We start from the raw sequence: 18,284 nt of genomic DNA on the forward strand, positions 1-18,284 counted from the left end.
CTGGGCTCCTTACGCCAGGGCCTTGGCGGCTTCGTGGATGGCAGCGCGGATGCGCACGTAGGTGCCGCAGCGGCACAGGTTGCCCGCCATCGCTGCGTCGATGTCGGCGTCGGTGGGCTTGCGGTTGGTCGAGAGCAGGCTCACGGCGCTCATGATCTGGCCCGACTGGCAGTAGCCGCACTGGACCACGTCCAGCTTGCGCCACGCCTCCTGTACCGCCTTGCCGACGCGGGAGCCATCCACCGCCTCGATGGTGGTGACCTTCTTGCCCGCCACGTCCGACACCGGGGTGACGCACGAGCGCACCGGCTGGCCATTCACATGCACGGTGCAGGCGCCGCACAGGCCGGCGCCGCAGCCAAACTTGGTGCCGGTGAGGAGCAGGGAATCCCGCAGCGTCCATAGCAGTGGGGTGTCGGCGTCGACGTCAGCCTTGCGGGGCTTGCCGTTCACGGTGAGCTGGATCATTTTCAATCTCCGAAGGGGGCGAGTGGTTCTTGTCTGGGTCTGGTTGCCGGGCAGCAGGACGGGGATGAGTGAGGAGTAAGCAGGGAGGGGCCTTGACCGATCCCGTTGCGCTCGCATGCGCCAGCGCACTGGGTTTCAGCCCGGTCTCCTCACGCCTTACTCCTCACGCCTCTCCGCCGGATAATTCCCGACCGTCACCCTCAGGAATTTAGCCCACAGCAAGCTGGATGGCATTGCAGAATCCTGTGAGATTCTTGCCTGATTCTCCAGACTTGTTTTCGACACGTGACCTCCAACCCCGCGCGGGGTTAATCTCCCATGCGCTCCCCGCAAGGAAAAACCATGATCACATCAGGCTTTCCGCCACCCGCCGAGGCGGCCGCGCTCGACGCCGCGCGCCAGGCGCTGGCTGACATCATTGAACGATATTGCACCGAAGACGGCCCCACCGTGACGCCCGTGCCGGGCCTCAGCCTGTTCCGCGCCTCCAGCACCAGCACGCCGATCTGCGCGGTGTACCGGTCGGTGCTGGCGGTGGCCGTGCAGGGCAGCAAGCGCCTCGTGCTGGCCGATGAGCAGTTCCAGTACGACAGCCGCCACTACCTGATCACCTCGGTGGACCTGCCGGTGATGGGCCAGATCACCGAGGCCACGCCCGACAAGCCCTACCTGTGCGCGGTGTTCGACATGGACGCCCACAAGATCGCCGAGCTGGCGAGCACCCTGCAACTTGCCCCACCCACGCCGGGCAACGGTCAGCTCGGGCTGGGAGTGAGCGCGCTCACCCTGCCGGTGATGGACGCACTGCTGCGCCTCGCCCGGCTGCTGGATGCACCCCGCGACATCCCGGTGCTGGCACCGCTGCACGAGCGCGAGTTGCTGTACCGCCTGCTCACCGGCGAACAAGGCCTGCGCCTGCGGGCCATTGCCGCAGCCGACAGCCAGAGTCATCGCACCGCCCGGGCGGTGGCGTGGATCAAGGAGAATTTCGACCAGCCCCTGTCGATCGAGGCCCTGGCCGATGCGGCCAACATGAGCAAATCGACGCTGCACCAGCACTTCAAGGCGCTCACCGCCATGAGCCCGCTGCAATACCAGAAGCAGATCCGCCTGCAGGAAGCCCGCAAGTTGATGCTGCTCGAATCCCTCGACGCCGCCTCGGTGGCGCGCCGGGTGGGCTACGAGAGCCCGTCGCAGTTCAGCCGGGAATACCGCCGCCTGTTCGGCGCCCCGCCCCTGCGGGATGTGGCGCGCATGCGCTGAAGGCAGCGCCAGGAAGAACGGGGGAAGAGATCGGCCTGTATCGGCCCACGAAACCCGGGCGACACAAACAAAAATGGAGCATGGCCAGAACGGCGATGCTCCATTTTGCTGCCAGACCCCGGCGGGCCCAGCGGGAATGAGTGGTCGGGGAAAGAGGATTCGAACCTCCGGCCCCTGCGTCCCGAACGCAGTGCTCTACCAGGCTGAGCTATTCCCCGACGCTTTTACTGCTCACGCTGGCAACAATCACCAGCGCTAAAACAAAACAGCCACACTTGACATCGAAATCCGGCGTACAGCTGCCGAACATCAATATTTCCGTGCGACTGCGAACTTTGACAATTCTACCAAGGAGTCCTTGAAAACGGAAGGGGGCAGCGCTTCAAGGGCATCCAGGGCCAGCTGGGCTTCGGCTTCGGCCACCTTGCGGGTCGCCTCGATCGCGCCGCTCGCACGGATGGCGGCGAGCACCGCGGCGAAATCGTCACGGCCACCGTTTTCGATGGCGCTGCGCACACAGGCCGCGTGTTCCGGGCTGCCGTGCTTCATCACGTGGATGAGCGGCAGCGTGGGCTTGCCTTCGGCGAGGTCATCGCCGATGTGCTTGCCGGTGTCGGCCTCGTCGCCGGAATAATCGAGCACGTCGTCGATCAGCTGGAACGCCGTGCCGATGTGCATGCCGAAGGCCGCGACCTGCTCTTCCTTCTCGGCGGGCAGGCCACCGAGGATCGCGCCGAGACGCGCGGCGGCTTCAAAGAGCTTGGCGGTCTTGTAGCGGATCACGCGCAGGTAGTCTTCCACCTCGACATCGGCGTTGTGGCAGTTGAGCAGCTGCAGCACTTCGCCTTCGGCGATCACGTTGGTGGCGTCGGCCAGAACCTGCATCACGCGCATGTTCTGAACGCCGACCATCATCTGGAAGGCACGGGAATAGAGGAAATCGCCCACCAGCACCGAGGCGGCGTTGCCAAACATGGCATTGGCCGTCTTGTTGCCGCGGCGCAGGTCGGATTCATCGACCACGTCGTCGTGGAGCAGCGTGGCGGTGTGGATGAACTCGACAACCGCCGCGAGTTCGCGGTGGTTGCTACCCTGATATCCGGCGGCGCCAGCGGTGAACAACACCATGGCCGGACGCAGGCGCTTGCCTCCGCTGCCGATGATGTACTCGGCGACCTGGCGGATGAGAACGACGTCGGAGTAGAGACGATCCCGGATGACGGCATCGAGCGCCTTCATGTCTTCGGCGATCGGCGCGTAGAGCTGCGAGAGAGACAAGGCACTGCCCGGAATAGGAAAAACGCGATGTTAGGGGGGATGCTGCCATCGAGTCAAGCCGACCGGATCAAGGCCGATCAGGCAGGATTCTGGCTGGCTGAAACCGGAAGCAATAAATCGGGACGGTCGGAAAACACGCCATCCACGCCCCACGCAGCGAGCCGGCGGGCTTCATCTGGCTGATTGACGGTGTACACAAGGCAGCGCAGACCAGCCTTCTTCACGGCCGCCACATGCGCGGCCGAAAGCCCTTGCCGGGAGAGGTTGAGCGACTGGCAGCCAAAGGCCAGCGCAGTGTCGATGACCGCGTCGTCAAGGGCTTCGACGAGGAAGGCACGGGGAATCTCCGGCACGCAGCCGGCCGCAATCCGGAGCGCATCCGCCGAGAAGGACGAGAGCAGCAGCACGGGGCGCTCTTCCGGCGCCATCGACGCCAGCAACATGCCCACCGCCCGGCCCGTCTCGATCTCGACGCCGGTCGCGGGCTTGATCTCGAGGTTGGCCGCCAGGCCCAGCGCCCGGCAGCGTGCCAGGGCGTCGATCAGGCGGGGAATGGTCTCGCCGCGAAACGCGGGATGAAACACGCAGCCCACGTCGGTGGCGAGCAGCGCGTCGGCGGGCATTTCGGCCACCCTGCCCGGCACGCCGGCGGTGCGGTCGAGGGTTTCGTCGTGGATCAGGAGCGGCACGCCGTCGGCCGAGAGCATCGCGTCGAACTCGACCGCGACGCAGCCCAGCCGGGCGGCGATGCCAAGCCCGGCCAGGGCGTTTTCCGGCGCGAGCGCCCCGCCGCAGCGGTGGGCGATCACGCCGGGCCAACCCCAGTCGGACATGCCGGACAGCTCAGTCGACAGTACGCGAACGGGCCACCGCGGTGTCGAGGGCGAGCTTGGAAGGCTTGCGGTCTTCCCACACGGATTCCAGTTCTTCCTCGATGATGCGGCGCACGGCGGCGCGCTGCGGGTAGGAACTCGCCTTGGAGGCGGCCGTCACCGGCTTGTTGGTGAGCTGCTTCACGCCAACGTGGATGTTGACCAGATCGGCAGCCAGCAGGCGGCTCTCGGAAGCCAGCAGGCCCGCGCGGTTGAGGGGCAGGTAACCGGCGTTGCGTTGCCATTCGACCTGGCTTTCACCGGTCAGCCAGAAATTGACGAAGCGGGCGACAGCCTTGTACTCGGCGGGCTTCTTGCCGGCGGCAACCCACATGGCCGGGCCATCGGCGAGGGTGTTCTGGGGCGCGCCGTAGTATTCCTCGTGGTAAGGCAGCGTCGCGACGCCGACCTTGAAGCTGGCCTCACGCTGCAGGGTCGGCCACACGCCGGAGGCGGCGGTCAGCACCGCGCACTCGCCGTTCGAGAAGTGCTCGATGGCCTCTTCGTCACGACCGAAGAGCTGCAGGTAGCGGGCCTTGTACCAGGACGAGAGCATCGCCACGTGCTTGACTTCGAGCATGCCGTTGATGGCGAGGGAGGTCTTCTTGCCTTCGGTCACGACCGGCTCGTTGTGCCAGGCGCTCATGTTCTCGACAAGGATCCAGGCCGGCTGGGTGGTGGTGTAGGGGCAGGCCTGGCCGTTGGCGACAACCTTGCCGAGGGCGGCCTGGAGTTCCTGCCAGGTCTTGGGCGGGACCTCCGGATCGAGACCGGCGGCCTTGAAGGCGTCCTTGTTGTAGAACATGACCGGGGTGGACAGACCCACCGGCAGCGCGATCAGGCGCTTCTGGGCGTCGAACGGGGTCGGGGTCATCATCGCCGGGGCGCGCAGGGTTTCCATCGCCACGCCGGCTTCCTTCATGACCTGATGGAGCGGACGATAGCGCTGCGGGCCGGACAGGAAGGCGGGCAGATCGCGCTCGCCGAGGATCATCAGGTGCGGCGTGGCGCCGGCGTTCCAGGCGCGATCGTGGATGACGATCTTCGGGCCGTTCGGGTTGCCGGCGTTGTAGCGGTCGACCAGCTTCTGAAGCTGCGCGCCCTTGTCGGCGCCGAGGCTATGAACCAGCTCGATCTCGGTTGCCGCGACGTCGGCAACGGCCGCGGCCTTGGGCGCCTCGGCCTTGGCGGCGGGCTTCTTGGGGGCGGCGACGGCGGCATTGACGCACAGACCGGCGATGGCTGCGCACAGGGCGGTACGGCTGAATTTGATCATGGGAGTCGTGTCAGGGGATAAATCGGAACAACAGCGGATTATAAAGCCCGACCCGGGCATCTCGATGGCAACTTGCAAGCGAATGTTCAAGTCCTCACCACGGGCGCCGTTGACCTTGCAGCGCCTATTGATCGCCTTTTCCGCCATGACCCGACCCGCCCTGCCCCTCGTTTTCGGACTCATGATCGCCACCGCCGCCCTAGCCGGCTGCGATCGCCTCGGCATACCCGATCCGGCCAAGACCGAGGCCCAGTCGGAGGCGGATGGCAAAGCCGTGGGCAGCGCCTGCCGGCATGCCGGGCGCGCCATCGAGGATTGCTTCACCCTCAACCCCACCGCCCAGCGGGCGGCAGTTTTTGCCGGCTGGAAGGAAATGAACGACTACATGGCCGAGAACAAGATCGCCGAGGTCGCGCCGCAGCTTCCCCCGCCTCCGCCGCCGGGCGCCGCCAAACCGGCCAAGGCAAAGCACGCCAAGGGCGAAGGGGGCGACGAAGGGGAAAAGAAATCCGGCGCCGAGGGCGAATCCGCCGACGGGAGCCACGCCAAGGCCGATGAAGCGCCGGCCGCCGAGCCGGAAACGCCCCGCAAGCGCCGCCGTCAGGCGGAGTGAGCGACGCCCTCCCCGGACGTCTTCCACCACGCCACGAAGTCATCCACCGACATCGCCGGCGCGTAGTGATAGCCCTGGGCGCAGTTGCAGCCCATCTCCAGCAGCACCGCCTCGGTCTCGGCCGTCTCGACGCCTTCGGCCACCACCTCCAGCCCGAAGGTGTGGGCGATGCGCACCATCAGCTCGACGATCGCCCGGTCGTTGTCGGACGCGGTGATGCGCTCGACGAAGGATTTGTCGAGCTTGACCTCGCTCACCGGCAGGCGCCGCAAGTAGTCCATCGACGAGTAGCCGGTGCCGAAATCATCCAGGGCCAGCCGGCCGCCGCCCTGGCGCAGGGCCTCGAGGGTACGCACCGACATGCCCTCGCCCGACACCAGCCCGCCTTCGGTGATCTCGAAGCACAGCCGTGACGGCGCCACGCGCCAGGTGTCGCAGGTCTGGCGGATGAAAATCGGCAGTTCGGAATCCCGCAGATCTTCGGCCACGATGTTCACCGACACCCGCACGCCACAGCCGGCGGTGGCCAGCGCGGCGAGGATCTGTGCCGCCTGCTGGATCGCCCAGCGGGACAGCACCGGCATCAGGCCGATGCGCTCGACCACCCGCAGGATCTCGGGCGGCGGCACGGCGCGGCCATCCGCCCGCGACCAGCGCAGCAGCGCCTCGGCGCCCACCACCCGGCGGGACGGGAGTTCGACCTGGGGTTGCAGGTAGAGCTGGAAATGCTGGGCTTCGAGGGCCCGGGCGACTTCCATCTCGAAATTGGCGTCGTCCTCGGCGCGCACCACCACTTCGCCGCCGTAGACGTCGAAGGGCTGGCCGGTGGAGCGGGCCACCACCAGCGCGGCGCGGGCAGCCTGCTCGAGGCCGAGGGGGTCGCCGGCGTGTTCGGGCGCCCAGGCGCCGCCGGAATAAAAGCGCCCACGCAGGGCCGGGAAGTTGTTGGAGCGCAACACCTCGCAGGCGTCCACCAGCTTGTGGCCGGCCAGGGAAACCTGGGCCGGGTGATGCAGATCGGGCAGGATCGCCGCCCAGGCGTCATCGCCCAGGGCGCACAGGATGTCGCTGGGGCGCAGCATCGAGCGCATCACCTCAGACAGGGCGAGGCGCAGCTGGTCGCGCTCGTCGAGGGCCAGCACGTCGGCCGAGCGGCCCCACTCCACCTGCACGATCACCAGCCCGAGCTGCCGCCCGGCGCCGATCCTGTCGAGGCGATCGGAGAGCAGCATCAGGAAACGCCGACGGTTGGGAATCCCCAGCACCGGGTCGCCGTCTTCGGCCGACAGGCGGAAGGACTGCTCGTGCTCGATGGCCACGTCGGACAGCAGTCCGCCCAGACACCAGCCGAGGCGCACCAGCGCGTTGAGGATGTCGAGCTCGAGCCGATAGACCATCGCCCGCTCGCCAAACAGGCGCTGCTGGCACAGGGCGATGAGCGCCTCGATGGCGACGAACGGGAACTCCGCCACCGCGCCCGCCAGATAGCACTCGGCCCAGCGGGCGGCGAGGCCCGCCGGCCAGCCCGGAGTGAAATCCCATTCGGAGATGCGCGCCAGATCCCTGCAGAAATCCCGCAGGGCCGGCTCGACCGTGCCGTCGGAAATGCCCGCATCGGCCAGATGGAGCCGCTCCAGCAGCGCCTGAGCCATGTCGGATGCGTCGACGATGCGACCGAAGGCCCGGACCGCCGCCTGCTCGCCCTGGCCGAGGCCGTAGCGGAGGAGCAGACGCTTCAGCACGTCATCATCGACGACGTAACTGTAATGGCGGTCAAAGGGCGAAACCATGCGTGCTACGCCAGGTAGAACTCGGAAGGCTCGACGCCATAGGCGCCGGGCGGCAGGGCCCGGATGATGGCGTAGGGTTCGCCGGTTGCGGAAGGCAGATCGTAGAGCAGGTCGAGGGTGTGGGGGTAAGGGTTGGGTTTCTTGTCGGGGCCGAGCAGGATCATCACCCGCGGCTTGAGGCGCCGGATACGGTTCTGGGCGACCACCACCGCCACCTCGCCGGAGTTGAGTTCGACCAGCGTACCCACCGGATAAAGGCCGATGCACTGGACGAACTGATCCACGGTGCTCTCGGAAAAGCACGTACCCCGCTGGGCGCGCACCGCGTCGAGGGCCGACTGGGAGCTCGCCGCCTCGCCATAGGGCCGCTCGCGGGTCATCGCGCAGTAGATGTCGCAGATGCCGGCGATCTCGCCCATCAGCCCGACCTCGTTGCCCTTCAGGCCATGGGGATAGCCGCTGCCGTCGCAGCGTTCGTGGTGGCGGGCGACGATCTCGAGCACCTGGGGCGTGGCGTGGGGCGAATCCGCCAGAACCTGCAGGGAATACTCCACGTGGGTCTTGAAGATCTCGTATTCCCGCGGCGACACCGGCCCGGCCTTCTGCAGCAGGCGCACCGGCAGGCGCAGCTTGCCCACGTCCTGCAGCATGCCGGCCATGCCGAGGGCGGCGATGGATTCTTCACCGAGACCCAGGTAGCGACCGAAGATCATCACGTGGGCCGACACATCAAGGGAATGGTCGTAGCTGTACTGGTCGGTCTGCCGGAGCCGCGAGAGCCACACCAGCGCGTCCGGGTTGCGGGCGACGCTCAGCACCAGCTCGGACACCACGCCGCGCAGCCGTTCGAGATCCGGATTGAGGCTGCGCTGGACATCCTGGGCCACCTGCTCCAGCAGCATGTGAGCCTCGTCGACCAGCGGCAAGGCGGCCACGATTTCCTCTTCGACCGGCACGGTGGGTGCGGTGTGGACCATGCCGACTCCACCGACGCCCGGACCACGACCGTCGTCCTCGACCGTCAGGCGGGCGCTGCCACGCCGGCCCGGCCCACTGCTGCCGGTGATGAAGGGGCGGCCGGAAGCACCGGCGAGATAATCGTCGGGCCGGGATTCGGCCACGCCCTGGGGACGCGCCGCCGGGGCATCGGGATAGATGTGACACCAGGGCGCCGACGAGGTACCGCCTTCGTCGGCCGCCTGCTCACGGTTCGCGGCCCGCAGGGAACGCAGCAACGCGAAGAAGTCGGTCGGACGGCGACGCACTTCCGACGGCACCTGAAAGGAGGCCAGCGAGGGATTGCGCTCGGGCTTATCGGCATCCGCCTCGGGCGCAGGCGCACGCCAGGCATCGCCGGCCGACCGGGCCCGATCCACATAGACAAAGCGGCAGACACTGCGCAACTGGTCCAGCGTCGCCTGATCCTCGACCAGGAAGCCCTGGAGCAGGAACGGCGACTCCAGCCACGGACGATCCAGCTCGGAAACGAACATGCCAATCCGCACGTCCTGAGCCGCCACAATTTCCTTCAACACACCCTCCCCAAAATGGGCGCCCACACACACACGCGGGCGACCCGGCATTTACGGCGCTGGATTCGTAAACTTGAGATGCAGAGCATCAATTTCGGCAACCACCTCGGGATCAAGCTTGCGGGCGCAGGCTTTCAGGTTGGCCTCCAGCTGGGCAAGCGTGGTCGCGCCGACGATGGTGCTGCCCACGAACGGCCGGCTCGCCACGAAGGCCACCGCCAGTTCGGCGGGCGTCATCCCGTATCGATGAGCCAGCGCGGCGTAGGCGGCTACCGCCGGCGCCACGCCGGGTTTGTCGTAGCGCTGGCCGAAGCCCGGAAAGAGCGTCATCCGGCCATCGGACGGCGGATTGTCGAGATATTTGCCCGACAGCAACCCGAAGGCCAGCACCGAATACGGCAGCAGGCTCACGTTCTCGCGGAAGCACACTTCCGCCAGGGTCTGCTCGAAGACCCGGTTCATCAGGTTGTAGGCGTTCTGCACCGACACCACGCGGGCGAGACCCTGCTCGTCGGCAGCGCGGAGGAATTCCATCACCCCCCACGGATGCTCGTTGGAGAGCCCGACGTGGCGGATCTTGCCCTCCTTCACCAACTCGCCGAGGGTCGCCATCTGCTCGCGGATCGGCGTGCACTCGCGCTCGGTACCCTGATCGAAGCGCCACTGGCCGAACATCGGCTGGTTACGGTCGGGCCAGTGGATCTGGTATAGATCGATGTAATCGGTGCCCAGGCGGCGCAGACTGCCCTCCACCGCGTCGCGGATGGTCTCGCGGCCGTTGGACAGCGGGCCGCCGCGGATCCATCCAAGGGCGCGGCCGGCGGAAGTGAACTTGGTGGCCAGCACCACGGAGTCGCGGGCGCGGCCCTTGAGCCAGCTACCGACGATCTTCTCGGTCGCACCGCTGGTCTCGGCCTTCGGCGGCACCGGATACATCTCGGCGGTATCGATGAAATTGACGCCCGCGGCAAAGGCAGCATCCAGCTGGGCATGGGCCTCGGCTTCGGAATTCTGCTGCCCGAAGGTCATCGTGCCGAGGCACACGGACGACACCAGCAGATCACTGGCGCCAAGCTTGCGGTACTCCATCAGACAAATCTCCACAAAAACGGCGGCAAAGGCGGGGCGCACGGGAGGGTACGCGATGATCGGTTATCATCCGGGCCAAGCGCCGTCCGGCGCACGAACAGTCCGGATGCCGGGTGGGTCTGCATGTTCCGGATCGCCCACCCCTGATATTACACCTGACACCGCCGCCATCCGCCCCGGTTACAAATCCATGACGTCCGCCCCCTCGCCCTGCGCCGCCCTCGGCATCCTGGTGCAATGCCGCCCCGGTTTCGAAGCCGACGCCAGCGCCGAACTCACCGTCGCAGCCCGTGCCGCGCGGCTCGGTGGCGACGCCGACACCCAGCCGGGGAGCGGCTTCGTGGTGTTCGAGCTCACCACGCCCGAGGCCCACGACGTGATCCGCCGCCGTCTCGACCTGGCCCGGCTGATCTTCAGCCGCCAGGCCTTCCAGGTGCTGGCGGTGGTTGATGACCTGCCCGACCGCGACCGCCTCACGCCGCTCCGCGAAGCCATCGCCGCCACCGGCGAGCGCTTCTCGGCGCTGCTGCCCGAAACCCCGGACACCAACGACGGCAAGGAGCAATCCGGCTTCCTGCGCCGCTTCGGCCCGCTGCTCGAAGACGCCCTCGCCAAGGACGGCCTGCTGCGTCCGGATTCGCCCCACCTGCCGCGCCTGCCGCGCCTGCACGTGTTCTTCGAAGGCCCCCGGCGCGCCTGGCTGGGCGTCAGCCTCGCCAGCGAGGGCTCCGCCTGGCCGATGGGCATCCCGCGCCTGCGCATGCCCAAGGAGGCGCCGAGCCGCTCGACCCTCAAGCTGGCCGAAGCCTTCCTCACGCTGCTTACCGCCGAAGAACAGAAATCCACCCTGCGCCCCGGCCTCACCGCGGTCGACCTGGGCGCGGCGCCCGGCGGCTGGAGCTGGCAGCTCGCCAGCCGCGGCATCCGTGTCACCGCCATCGACAACGGCCCGCTCGCCCCCTCCGCCATCGCCACCGGCCTGATCGAACACCTGCGCGCCGACGGCTTCACCTGGAAGCCCAAGAAGGCCGTGGACTGGCTGGTCTGCGACATGGTCGAGCAGCCCTCCCGGATCGCCCCGCTGATCGCCGACTGGTTCGCCACCGGGCGTTGCCGGCGCAGCATCTTCAACCTCAAGCTGCCCATGAAGCGCCGCCACGAGGAAGTGGAACGCTGCCGCGCCCTGATCGACGCCCGCCTGTCCGCCGCCGGGATCAAATACATTATGCGAATCAAGCACCTTTACCATGATCGCGAAGAGGTCACGTGCTATCTCACGCGGCGCTAGGGCGTGCGCGATGTATAATGTCTGACTGTTTTTATGGTGCACCGCAGTAAAGTGGCGGCACCCACAACGTGACCACACCCATGTCGTTCTCCGAACTCGGCCTCATTCCCGAAATCCTGCAAGCCGTCACCGATGCCGGCTACACCACGCCGACGCCCATCCAGCGTCAGGCGATCCCGGTCGTCCTCGCCGGCCACGACGTCATGGGCGGCGCCCAGACGGGCACCGGCAAGACCGCAGGTTTCACCCTGCCGCTGCTCAACCGTCTTGCCCGCCACGCCAGCACCTCGACCAGCCCCGCCCGCCACCCGGTGCGCGCCCTGATCCTGGCCCCGACGCGCGAGCTCGCGATGCAGGTCTACGAGTCGGTCAAGATGTATTCAAAGCATGTCCCCCTGCGCAGCACCTGCATCTACGGTGGCGTGGACATGAACCCCCAGATCCAGGAACTGCGCCGCGGCATCGAGATCGTGGTGGCCACCCCCGGCCGCCTGCTCGACCACGTGCAGCAGAAGACCATTGCCCTCGGGCAGGTCGAGTTCCTGATCCTCGACGAAGCCGACCGCATGCTCGACATGGGCTTCATCCCGGACATCCGCCGCATCCTCGCGCTGCTGCCGGCCAACCGCCAGAGCCTGCTGTTCTCCGCCACCTTCTCGGACGAGATCAAGAAGCTCGCCGACCAGATGCTGAAGAACCCGCAGCTCATCGAAGTCGCCCGCCGCAACATGGTCAGCGAGACCATCGACCACGTGGTGCACCCGGTGTCCAGCGGCCTCAAGCGCAACCTGCTGGCCCACATCGTCCGCCACGAAGACGAAACCAACCAGGTGCTGGTCTTCGTCGATACCAAGTTCGCCTGCAGCCGCCTTGCCCACTTCCTCGAACGCCACGGCATCTCGGCCGATTCGATCCACGGCGACAAGAGCCAGCAGGCCCGCACCGAAACCCTCGAAAACTTCAAGAGCGGCAAGGTGCGCGTGCTTGTCGCCACCGACGTGGCCGCCCGTGGCCTCGACATCGAAGACCTGCCCTCGGTCATCAACTTCGAATTGCCCCACACCGCCGAAGACTACGTCCACCGCATCGGCCGCACCGGCCGGGCCGGCAAGAAGGGCAAGGCCGTGTCGCTGGTGAGCTCCGAAGAGCGTCACCGCCTCGCCGACATCCAGAAGCTCATCAAACTGGAGATCCGCCAGGAAGTGGTCCCCGGCTACGATCCCGAGCCCGACTTCTTCGACGCCGAAGGCGGCAAGCGCCGTCGCAGCAGCGGCAGTAGCAGTAGCGCCCCGTCGTCGTCCGCCGCACCGCGCGCCGCCGAAGGCAGCAGCGAGCGCCGCAAGCGCTCCGAGCGCGAGCCGCGGGAAGCCCGTGAAACCCGCGAGCCCCGTGAGCGCAGCCCGCGTTCGCGCCAGCCCTCGCACATCGCCCCGGACGGCTTCGACTTCAGCAAGCCCTACGAGCAGCGCAACCCCGCCGGTGAAGCCGGCAGCACCGAAGGCGATTCCGCCATCGCCGAGCTGCGCAGCGGCCAGAAGCCCCAGCGGCCGATCGCCTTCCTCCTCGGCGGCCTGGGCCGCAAGCACTAAGCATCACCCTCCCCGCCCGGCCCCGCCGGGCGGTGTCCGCCAGAAATCCCTCTTCGCATCAAAAGCATTGCCACCGAGCACTACCTGGCGGCAAGCGCACCCTTACGCCTTCCGCCCGGCGTCCTTCGCTTTCCGCACCTCCAGGTACTGAAGCAGCCGGTAGGTGCCCCAGCCGATCAGCCCCGCCCCCATCACGAACCCCCCGTAGGCGATCGGCCACGGAATGCCCTCGGTCATCATCGAGAACTCCGACATCCCGCCAATCCCCGCCAGGATGTTGATCGGCATGAACACCATGCCCAGCACCGTCAGCTGGGACACCCGCTGGTTCTGGTTGATGTTGATGAAGCCGATCGTCGCGTCCATCAGAAAGTTGATCTTGTCGAACAGGAAGGCCGTGTGGCTGTTGAGGGATTCGATGTCCCGCAATATCTGCCGGGTGTCGTCCTGCTGGCCCGGCGACAGCACCCTGCCGCGCATCAGGAAGGACAGCGCCCGCTGGGTATCGAGGATGTTGCTGCGGATACGCCCGTTGATGTCCTCCTCCTCGGCGATCACCGCCAACGTTGTCGCCGCCTCGCCGTCGCTCATGGTCGCGCCCAGCACCTGCCGGCCCACCTCGCCGAGCTTGGCGTAGATGTTCTCCAGCGCGTCGGCGCAGTACTCCACGTCGGCCCCGTAGAGGTCGATCAGCAGATCGAGACAGTCCGTCACGTAGCCCGGCTGGGCGTGGGTGCGCCGGCGCTGCAGGCGGAAGACGGGTAGTTCCTCATTGCGCACCGTGAACAGCACGCCAGCGTGGAGGATGAACAGCACCGGCACGCTGCGCGCGTCGCCGTCCCTATCGAGCAGGAAATTGGAATGCAGGTGGATGTCGCCATCCTCCTCCACCTGAAAGCGTGAGCTCACCTCCAGGTCGGTCGCCTCGCCCGGATCGGGCAGGCGCACGCCGAAGCGTTCGCCCACGTAGGCGCGCTCGGCCGGCGTCGGATTGACCAGATCCACCCACATGGGCGTGATCCCGTCCATGTCCTGCCGGCCGGTGATCGGCCGCTGGCGCAGGCGGCCCTCCACCAGCTCGAAGGCATTGAGCTGACTGTCCGACACCGCCGCCTCGGGGCTGCCGGCCAGCCGGGCCCGCAGCGGTTCGGCCACCTCCCACAGCACCTCCTGCCGGCGGCTCGCCGCGAGCTGCTTCCACAGCAGCTCCGCATCGTCCGGCGCAAGCGCGTCGAACAACCGCCCGATCTCGCCCGCCGGCAAGCGCGCCAGCAGGGTCTGGATCTCGGCGAGGTGCTTGCGGTGGACCATCACCTCCACCAGCTGGCGGCGAGGCATGTTCTGGTTATGCACCACATCCTCCACCAGCCGATGTTTTCGCAGCAGCTCCTCGATGTTGTTGGCGGACATGTCTTCCTTTGCTGTTGGCCGGGCCCGGCAGCCAGCTTAAGGCCTGCCTGTAACGCCCGCGTGACAGCCGCCTCAGCCATCAAAGCTCAACATATCCATCACGGCGCGTTCATCTTGCGCCGCTACGGTTGCGGGCATGCAGCAAGTGCGCACCCTCTTCCTCTCCGACATCCACCTCGGCACGCGGGCCTGCCAGGCGGACCATCTGCTGGAATTCCTGCGTGACTACCAGGCCGAGCAGACCTACCTCATCGGCGACATCGTCGACTTCTGGGCCATGCACCGCAGCATCTGCTGGCTGCCCAGCCACAACACCGTCGTCCAGAAGCTCCTGCGCCGGGCCCGCCACGGGGAGCGCATCGTGTTCATCCCCGGCAACCACGACGAGGTGCTGCGCGACTACGTGGGCAACGCCTTCGGCGGCGTCGAGGTGCTGCCCGAGGTGATCCACGAGACCGCCGACGGCAAGCGCCTGCTGCTGATCCACGGCGACATCTTCGACCAGGTGACGCGCCACCACCGCTGGGTCGCGGTGCTCGGCGACGTGGCCTACAACCAGCTGGTGCGCCTCAACCTGTGGCTGTCGTGGGTGCGCCGCAAGCTCGGCTGCTCGGGTTACTGGTCGCTGGCCGGCTACGCCAAGCGACGCATCAAGACGGCCCTCAACTTCATCTTCGATTTCGAGGATTCAGCCATCCGCCACGCCCGCGAGCGCGGCCTCGACGGCGTGGTCTGCGGCCATATCCACTGGGCAACGATCAAGGAGATCGGCGGCCTGCTCTACGTAAATTGCGGCGACTGGGTCGATTCGTGCACCGCCATCGTCGAACACTTCGACGGCCGGCTGGAGCTGGTGGTGTGGGGTGCCGGCCGGCCCCTCGCGCTTCCGGCCGCGGTCGAAGACGACGCGCCCCAGGCCATCCCATCCCCCGCCGCCGAAGCTGCCGGCGTTGCCATGAAAGCCTCCCGATGATGCGTGTGCTGATGGTTTCGGACGTGTATTTCCCGCGCATCAACGGCGTGTCCACCTCGATGGAAACCTTCCGCCGGGCGCTGGCCGGCGAAGGCGTCGAGGTGCGCCTGGTGGTGCCCCGCTACGGCGACGAGCCCGACGAGCCGGGCATCGTCCGCGTGCCCGGCCGGCGCCTGCCCAACGACCCGGAAGACCGGCTGGTATCCTGGCACGGCATGCACCGCCGGGCGCTGGAAGCCGCCGCCGACTGCGACCTGATCCACATCCAGACACCCTTCATCGCCCACTACGCGGGCCTCGCCGCCGCGCGCCATCTGGGCATGCCGGTGGTCGTCACCTACCACACGCTGTTCGAGGAATACCTCCAGCACTACGTGCCTTTCCTCCCCGCCAGCTGGCTGCGCGGGCTGGCCCGGCGCTTCTCGCGGCGGCAGTGCAACGGGGTGGATGCGGTGGTCGTGCCCTCGTCGGCCATGGCCGGTCGGCTTGGCGGCTATGGCGTGACGACGCCGATGGAGATCCTGCCCACCGGCATCCCGCTGGCGCGTTTCTCGAAGGGCGACGGCAGCGCCTTCCGCCAGCGCCACGGCATCAGCGCCGACCGCCCGCTGGCGCTTTACGTGGGCCGCGTCGCCCACGAGAAGAACATCGGTTTCCTGATCGAGGCTTTTGCCGAGGCGATTCGCCACAGCCCGGACGCCCTCCTCCTCGTTACCGGCGAAGGCCCGGCAATGGACGACCTGCGCCGTCAGGCCGCGCGGCTCGGGCTGGAGGCCTCGGTGCGCTTTCTAGGCTATCTCGACCGGGAGCGCGACCTGCCAGACTGCTACGCGGCCGCCACCCTGTTCGTCTTCGCGTCCCGCACCGAAACCCAGGGGCTGGTGCTGATCGAAGCCCTGGCTGCCGGCACGCCGGTGGTGGCGCTGGCGGCGATGGGCACCGCCGACATCCTGGCCGATGCGCCGGGCTGTATCGCCGCACCGGATGAGCCCGGCGCCTTCGGCCGGATCGTCGGCACCCTGCTGGCCGATCCGCCGGCCTGCCAGGCGCTGGCCGAGCAGGCACCGGTCACGGCCGCGGGATGGTCCGATATGGCGATGGCCGGTCGCCTGGCCGACTTCTACCGCAAGACCCTGGCACGCCATCCGGCCCACCGCCGTGTCGTCCCGTCCCCGGAGAGCCCGGAAGCCGTGTCCTGAGCATCCGCCCAAGCCCGAATCACCGTCGAAACCCGGAGGAGCCCCTGCGATGAACAGCGTCTATTGCTACCACTGCATGACCTACCATCAACCGGAAGCGATGCAGAAGATCGTCAGCGGGGGCCGTACCCGCTGGCGCTGCATCCGCTCCATCGAGGCCAGCCGGCGCCCGGTGAGCGAGCGCGACGCCTTCGGCCAGCAACAATCCCAGCGCAACCTCGCCCAGTCCCAATCCCTGCGGACGCAAGCCTTCCGCGTCACCGGAAGCAGAAAACCGCTTCCATCCAGCATGACGTCATCAAACTGAAGCCCGGCGCGTGAATACTGCAGCGCTTCGCCACTCGAACCGGAGCGCCCTCATGCATGAAATCGATGGCCTGCCCGCCTGGCTGTGCCACGTGCTCCGCTGGATCACGGAAACCACCCGTGCGTCGCGGCTCGCCCGCCTGTCCACCCTCGGCCTGCAGATTCCCCGCGACAGCGCACCTCAGGCCGAGCGCTGGCTCCACGAACGCTGAACCAGCCAGTCAGGCCCCCGCCCTCGTCGGATCACCCGCATCTGAGCGGGCCGGGGCCTCAGGTGCGCGTCGACATCACCTGTCGATGGAAAGACCCGCGCCCCACGCGCGTCGAGTGTCAGCCCATGTTGGCGCCAGCCATCGCGCATTTCAGCCCGATTCCTTCAGCCCACCCCGCTCGCAGATTCACGATGGGCGACATGCGGCTCCAGGTCGGCGGCGCTGCCCGGTTAGCGTCGCCGGCATTCCTGCGACATGGGCTCGGGCACGCTTTCTGCTGCTTGCCACGGGTATTCCCCCAACCCCAACCCAGCGGCAATTCTTGCCGCAAAGGAGGCAAGCAATGGCCATTCGAGAAGTCGGCACGCCGATGACGGCAAGCCAGCGCCGCAGTTACCGCGAAGCCCCGGACAGCAGCTTCCAGGAGACCTATCGGGCAGCCTTCCAAGCCCGGATGGCGGCGGGCAGCGATGGGCAGGCGAGCGCGGACGTGGGCACACTCGAGCGCCTGCTCGGCACGACGCATACTGAGTTGTCGGCGCTGCGTGGCGTCAGCGACGCAAGCCAGGCTGCTTACGCGGCGATCCTGAACAAGGCCTACGACGCAGGCGATCTGGGTGATGCCCGCCAGTTTCTGGCGACGCTGTCAGCCCTTGAGCTGGACGCCGTGCGCCAGAATCATGGCCTCGCAGACCCCATCGATACCGCCACGCTCAGCGAAGAAGGCGCGGCCAACCTGCTCCTGCCCGAGGGCTATAGCGTTGATCTGAACCACGACGGAATCGACGAAGTGGGCGCCGCGCGCACCGCCCACTTCCCACCCCGGGACGCCCCCGCCGAATTCCGCGAAGCGTGGTTCCAGGCCACGGCGGGCATGGACGAGGGCAGCATGATGACCTACGGCCTGATGATGCACGGCGCCATCTATGGCATGCAGATCGACGGCCAAAGCCAGGGACCGCGATACGCACCAGACAGCATGGACAGCTATCGCCGGATCGTCAGCGACTACCTGGCTTCGCTGGAGGCTCAGAAGGCCTTTCTGGCCGACGGGCAGTATGAACGCGACAAACGTTTCTTTACGCAGCTGGACGCGTTGCTGAACACCTGAAGCCCTGGCCGTTCA

At 67.3% G+C, this 18,284-nt stretch carries 17 protein-coding genes and 1 tRNA gene; 9 read left to right on the forward strand and 9 right to left on the reverse strand.

Features of this window, described 5'->3' with window-relative positions; all coding sequences use genetic code 11:
- Positions 1-9 precede the first annotated feature (9 nt).
- On the reverse strand, positions 10-468 hold the full coding sequence (locus GH681_RS01045; protein ID WP_153159602.1) for a (2Fe-2S)-binding protein: 459 nt from the start codon (positions 466-468) through the stop codon (positions 10-12).
- Between the two features lie 342 nt (positions 469-810).
- Between GH681_RS01045 and GH681_RS01050 the strand changes: the two genes are divergently transcribed.
- The gene (locus GH681_RS01050; protein ID WP_153159603.1) at positions 811-1,731 is read left to right on the forward strand and encodes an AraC family transcriptional regulator; all 921 of its coding nucleotides are present in this window, start codon (positions 811-813) and stop codon (positions 1,729-1,731) included.
- A 141-nt stretch (positions 1,732-1,872) separates the two neighbouring features.
- On the opposite strand, the gene GH681_RS01055 is transcribed toward GH681_RS01050, so the two are convergent.
- From GH681_RS01055 to GH681_RS01070, 4 genes are all read right to left on the reverse strand, one after another.
- Positions 1,873-1,949 (reverse strand) — tRNA-Pro (locus GH681_RS01055).
- Between the two features lie 91 nt (positions 1,950-2,040).
- Positions 2,041-3,009 (reverse strand): octaprenyl diphosphate synthase, encoded by a 969-nt coding sequence (gene ispB, locus GH681_RS01060; protein ID WP_153159604.1) that lies wholly within the window; start codon positions 3,007-3,009, stop codon positions 2,041-2,043.
- 77 nt (positions 3,010-3,086) lie between these two features.
- Complete coding sequence (ugpQ, locus tag GH681_RS01065) at positions 3,087-3,842, reverse strand: glycerophosphodiester phosphodiesterase (protein ID WP_153159605.1); 756 nt, start codon at positions 3,840-3,842, stop codon at positions 3,087-3,089.
- A gap of 10 nt (positions 3,843-3,852) precedes the next feature.
- Positions 3,853-5,157, reverse strand: a complete 1,305-nt coding sequence (locus GH681_RS01070; RefSeq protein ID WP_153159606.1) for an extracellular solute-binding protein — start codon at positions 5,155-5,157, stop codon at positions 3,853-3,855.
- Positions 5,158-5,302: 145 nt separating this feature from the next.
- On the opposite strand from GH681_RS01070, the gene GH681_RS23280 reads away from it, so the two are divergent.
- Positions 5,303-5,770 carry a hypothetical protein gene (locus GH681_RS23280; protein ID WP_194271096.1) on the forward strand — a complete coding sequence of 156 codons (468 nt, stop codon included), beginning with the start codon at positions 5,303-5,305 and terminating at the stop codon, positions 5,768-5,770.
- Here GH681_RS23280 and GH681_RS01080 read toward each other — a convergent pair.
- From GH681_RS01080 to GH681_RS01090, 3 genes are read right to left on the reverse strand one after another with little or no spacing between them, the layout of a single operon-like run.
- Positions 5,758-7,560: a bifunctional diguanylate cyclase/phosphodiesterase gene (locus tag GH681_RS01080; RefSeq protein ID WP_153159607.1), complete on the reverse strand. Its 1,803-nt coding sequence runs from the start codon at positions 7,558-7,560 to the stop codon at positions 5,758-5,760. The genes GH681_RS23280 and GH681_RS01080 overlap by 13 nt on opposite strands.
- A 5-nt stretch (positions 7,561-7,565) precedes the next feature.
- Positions 7,566-9,095, reverse strand: coding sequence for an HD-GYP domain-containing protein (locus tag GH681_RS01085; protein ID WP_228111729.1), 1,530 nt, complete (start codon positions 9,093-9,095; stop codon positions 7,566-7,568).
- Positions 9,096-9,143: 48 nt separating this feature from the next.
- Positions 9,144-10,181 carry an aldo/keto reductase gene (locus GH681_RS01090; protein WP_153159609.1) on the reverse strand — a complete coding sequence of 346 codons (1,038 nt, stop codon included), beginning with the start codon at positions 10,179-10,181 and terminating at the stop codon, positions 9,144-9,146.
- 190 nt (positions 10,182-10,371) lie between these two features.
- Here GH681_RS01090 and rlmM point away from each other — a divergent pair, with 190 nt between their 5' ends.
- Positions 10,372-11,469 (forward strand): 23S rRNA (cytidine(2498)-2'-O)-methyltransferase RlmM, encoded by a 1,098-nt coding sequence (rlmM, locus tag GH681_RS01095; protein ID WP_153159610.1) that lies wholly within the window; start codon positions 10,372-10,374, stop codon positions 11,467-11,469.
- Between the two features lie 80 nt (positions 11,470-11,549).
- Positions 11,550-13,058, forward strand: coding sequence for a DEAD/DEAH box helicase (locus GH681_RS01100; RefSeq protein WP_153159611.1), 1,509 nt, complete (start codon positions 11,550-11,552; stop codon positions 13,056-13,058).
- 102 nt (positions 13,059-13,160) lie between these two features.
- Here the strand turns inward: GH681_RS01100 and GH681_RS01105 are convergent, their stop codons facing one another.
- The gene (locus tag GH681_RS01105; protein ID WP_153159612.1) at positions 13,161-14,468 is read right to left on the reverse strand and encodes a magnesium and cobalt transport protein CorA; all 1,308 of its coding nucleotides are present in this window, start codon (positions 14,466-14,468) and stop codon (positions 13,161-13,163) included.
- A gap of 136 nt (positions 14,469-14,604) precedes the next feature.
- On the opposite strand from GH681_RS01105, the gene GH681_RS01110 reads away from it, so the two are divergent.
- The 5 genes from GH681_RS01110 (at position 14,605) to GH681_RS01130 (ending at position 18,269) form a co-directional block, all read left to right on the forward strand.
- The gene (locus GH681_RS01110) at positions 14,605-15,441 is read left to right on the forward strand and encodes a UDP-2,3-diacylglucosamine diphosphatase (protein WP_153159613.1); all 837 of its coding nucleotides are present in this window, start codon (positions 14,605-14,607) and stop codon (positions 15,439-15,441) included.
- Positions 15,438-16,640 carry a glycosyltransferase gene (locus tag GH681_RS01115; protein WP_153159614.1) on the forward strand — a complete coding sequence of 401 codons (1,203 nt, stop codon included), beginning with the start codon at positions 15,438-15,440 and terminating at the stop codon, positions 16,638-16,640. Before GH681_RS01110 ends, GH681_RS01115 begins: the two co-directional genes overlap by 4 nt.
- Positions 16,641-16,689: 49 nt before the next feature.
- Entirely contained in the window at positions 16,690-16,947 is a 258-nt protein-coding gene (locus GH681_RS01120; protein WP_153159615.1) for a hypothetical protein, read from the forward strand.
- Positions 16,948-16,999: 52 nt separating this feature from the next.
- Positions 17,000-17,158, forward strand: a complete 159-nt coding sequence (locus tag GH681_RS01125) for a hypothetical protein (RefSeq protein ID WP_153159616.1) — start codon at positions 17,000-17,002, stop codon at positions 17,156-17,158.
- Between the two features lie 343 nt (positions 17,159-17,501).
- The gene (locus GH681_RS01130) at positions 17,502-18,269 is read left to right on the forward strand and encodes a hypothetical protein (RefSeq protein WP_153159617.1); all 768 of its coding nucleotides are present in this window, start codon (positions 17,502-17,504) and stop codon (positions 18,267-18,269) included.
- The last annotated feature ends 15 nt before the right edge of the window (positions 18,270-18,284 follow it).

It is taken from the genome of Zoogloea sp. 1C4 (assembly GCF_009469605.1).
Taxonomy (GTDB): Bacteria; Pseudomonadota; Gammaproteobacteria; order Burkholderiales; family Rhodocyclaceae; genus Zoogloea; species Zoogloea oryzae.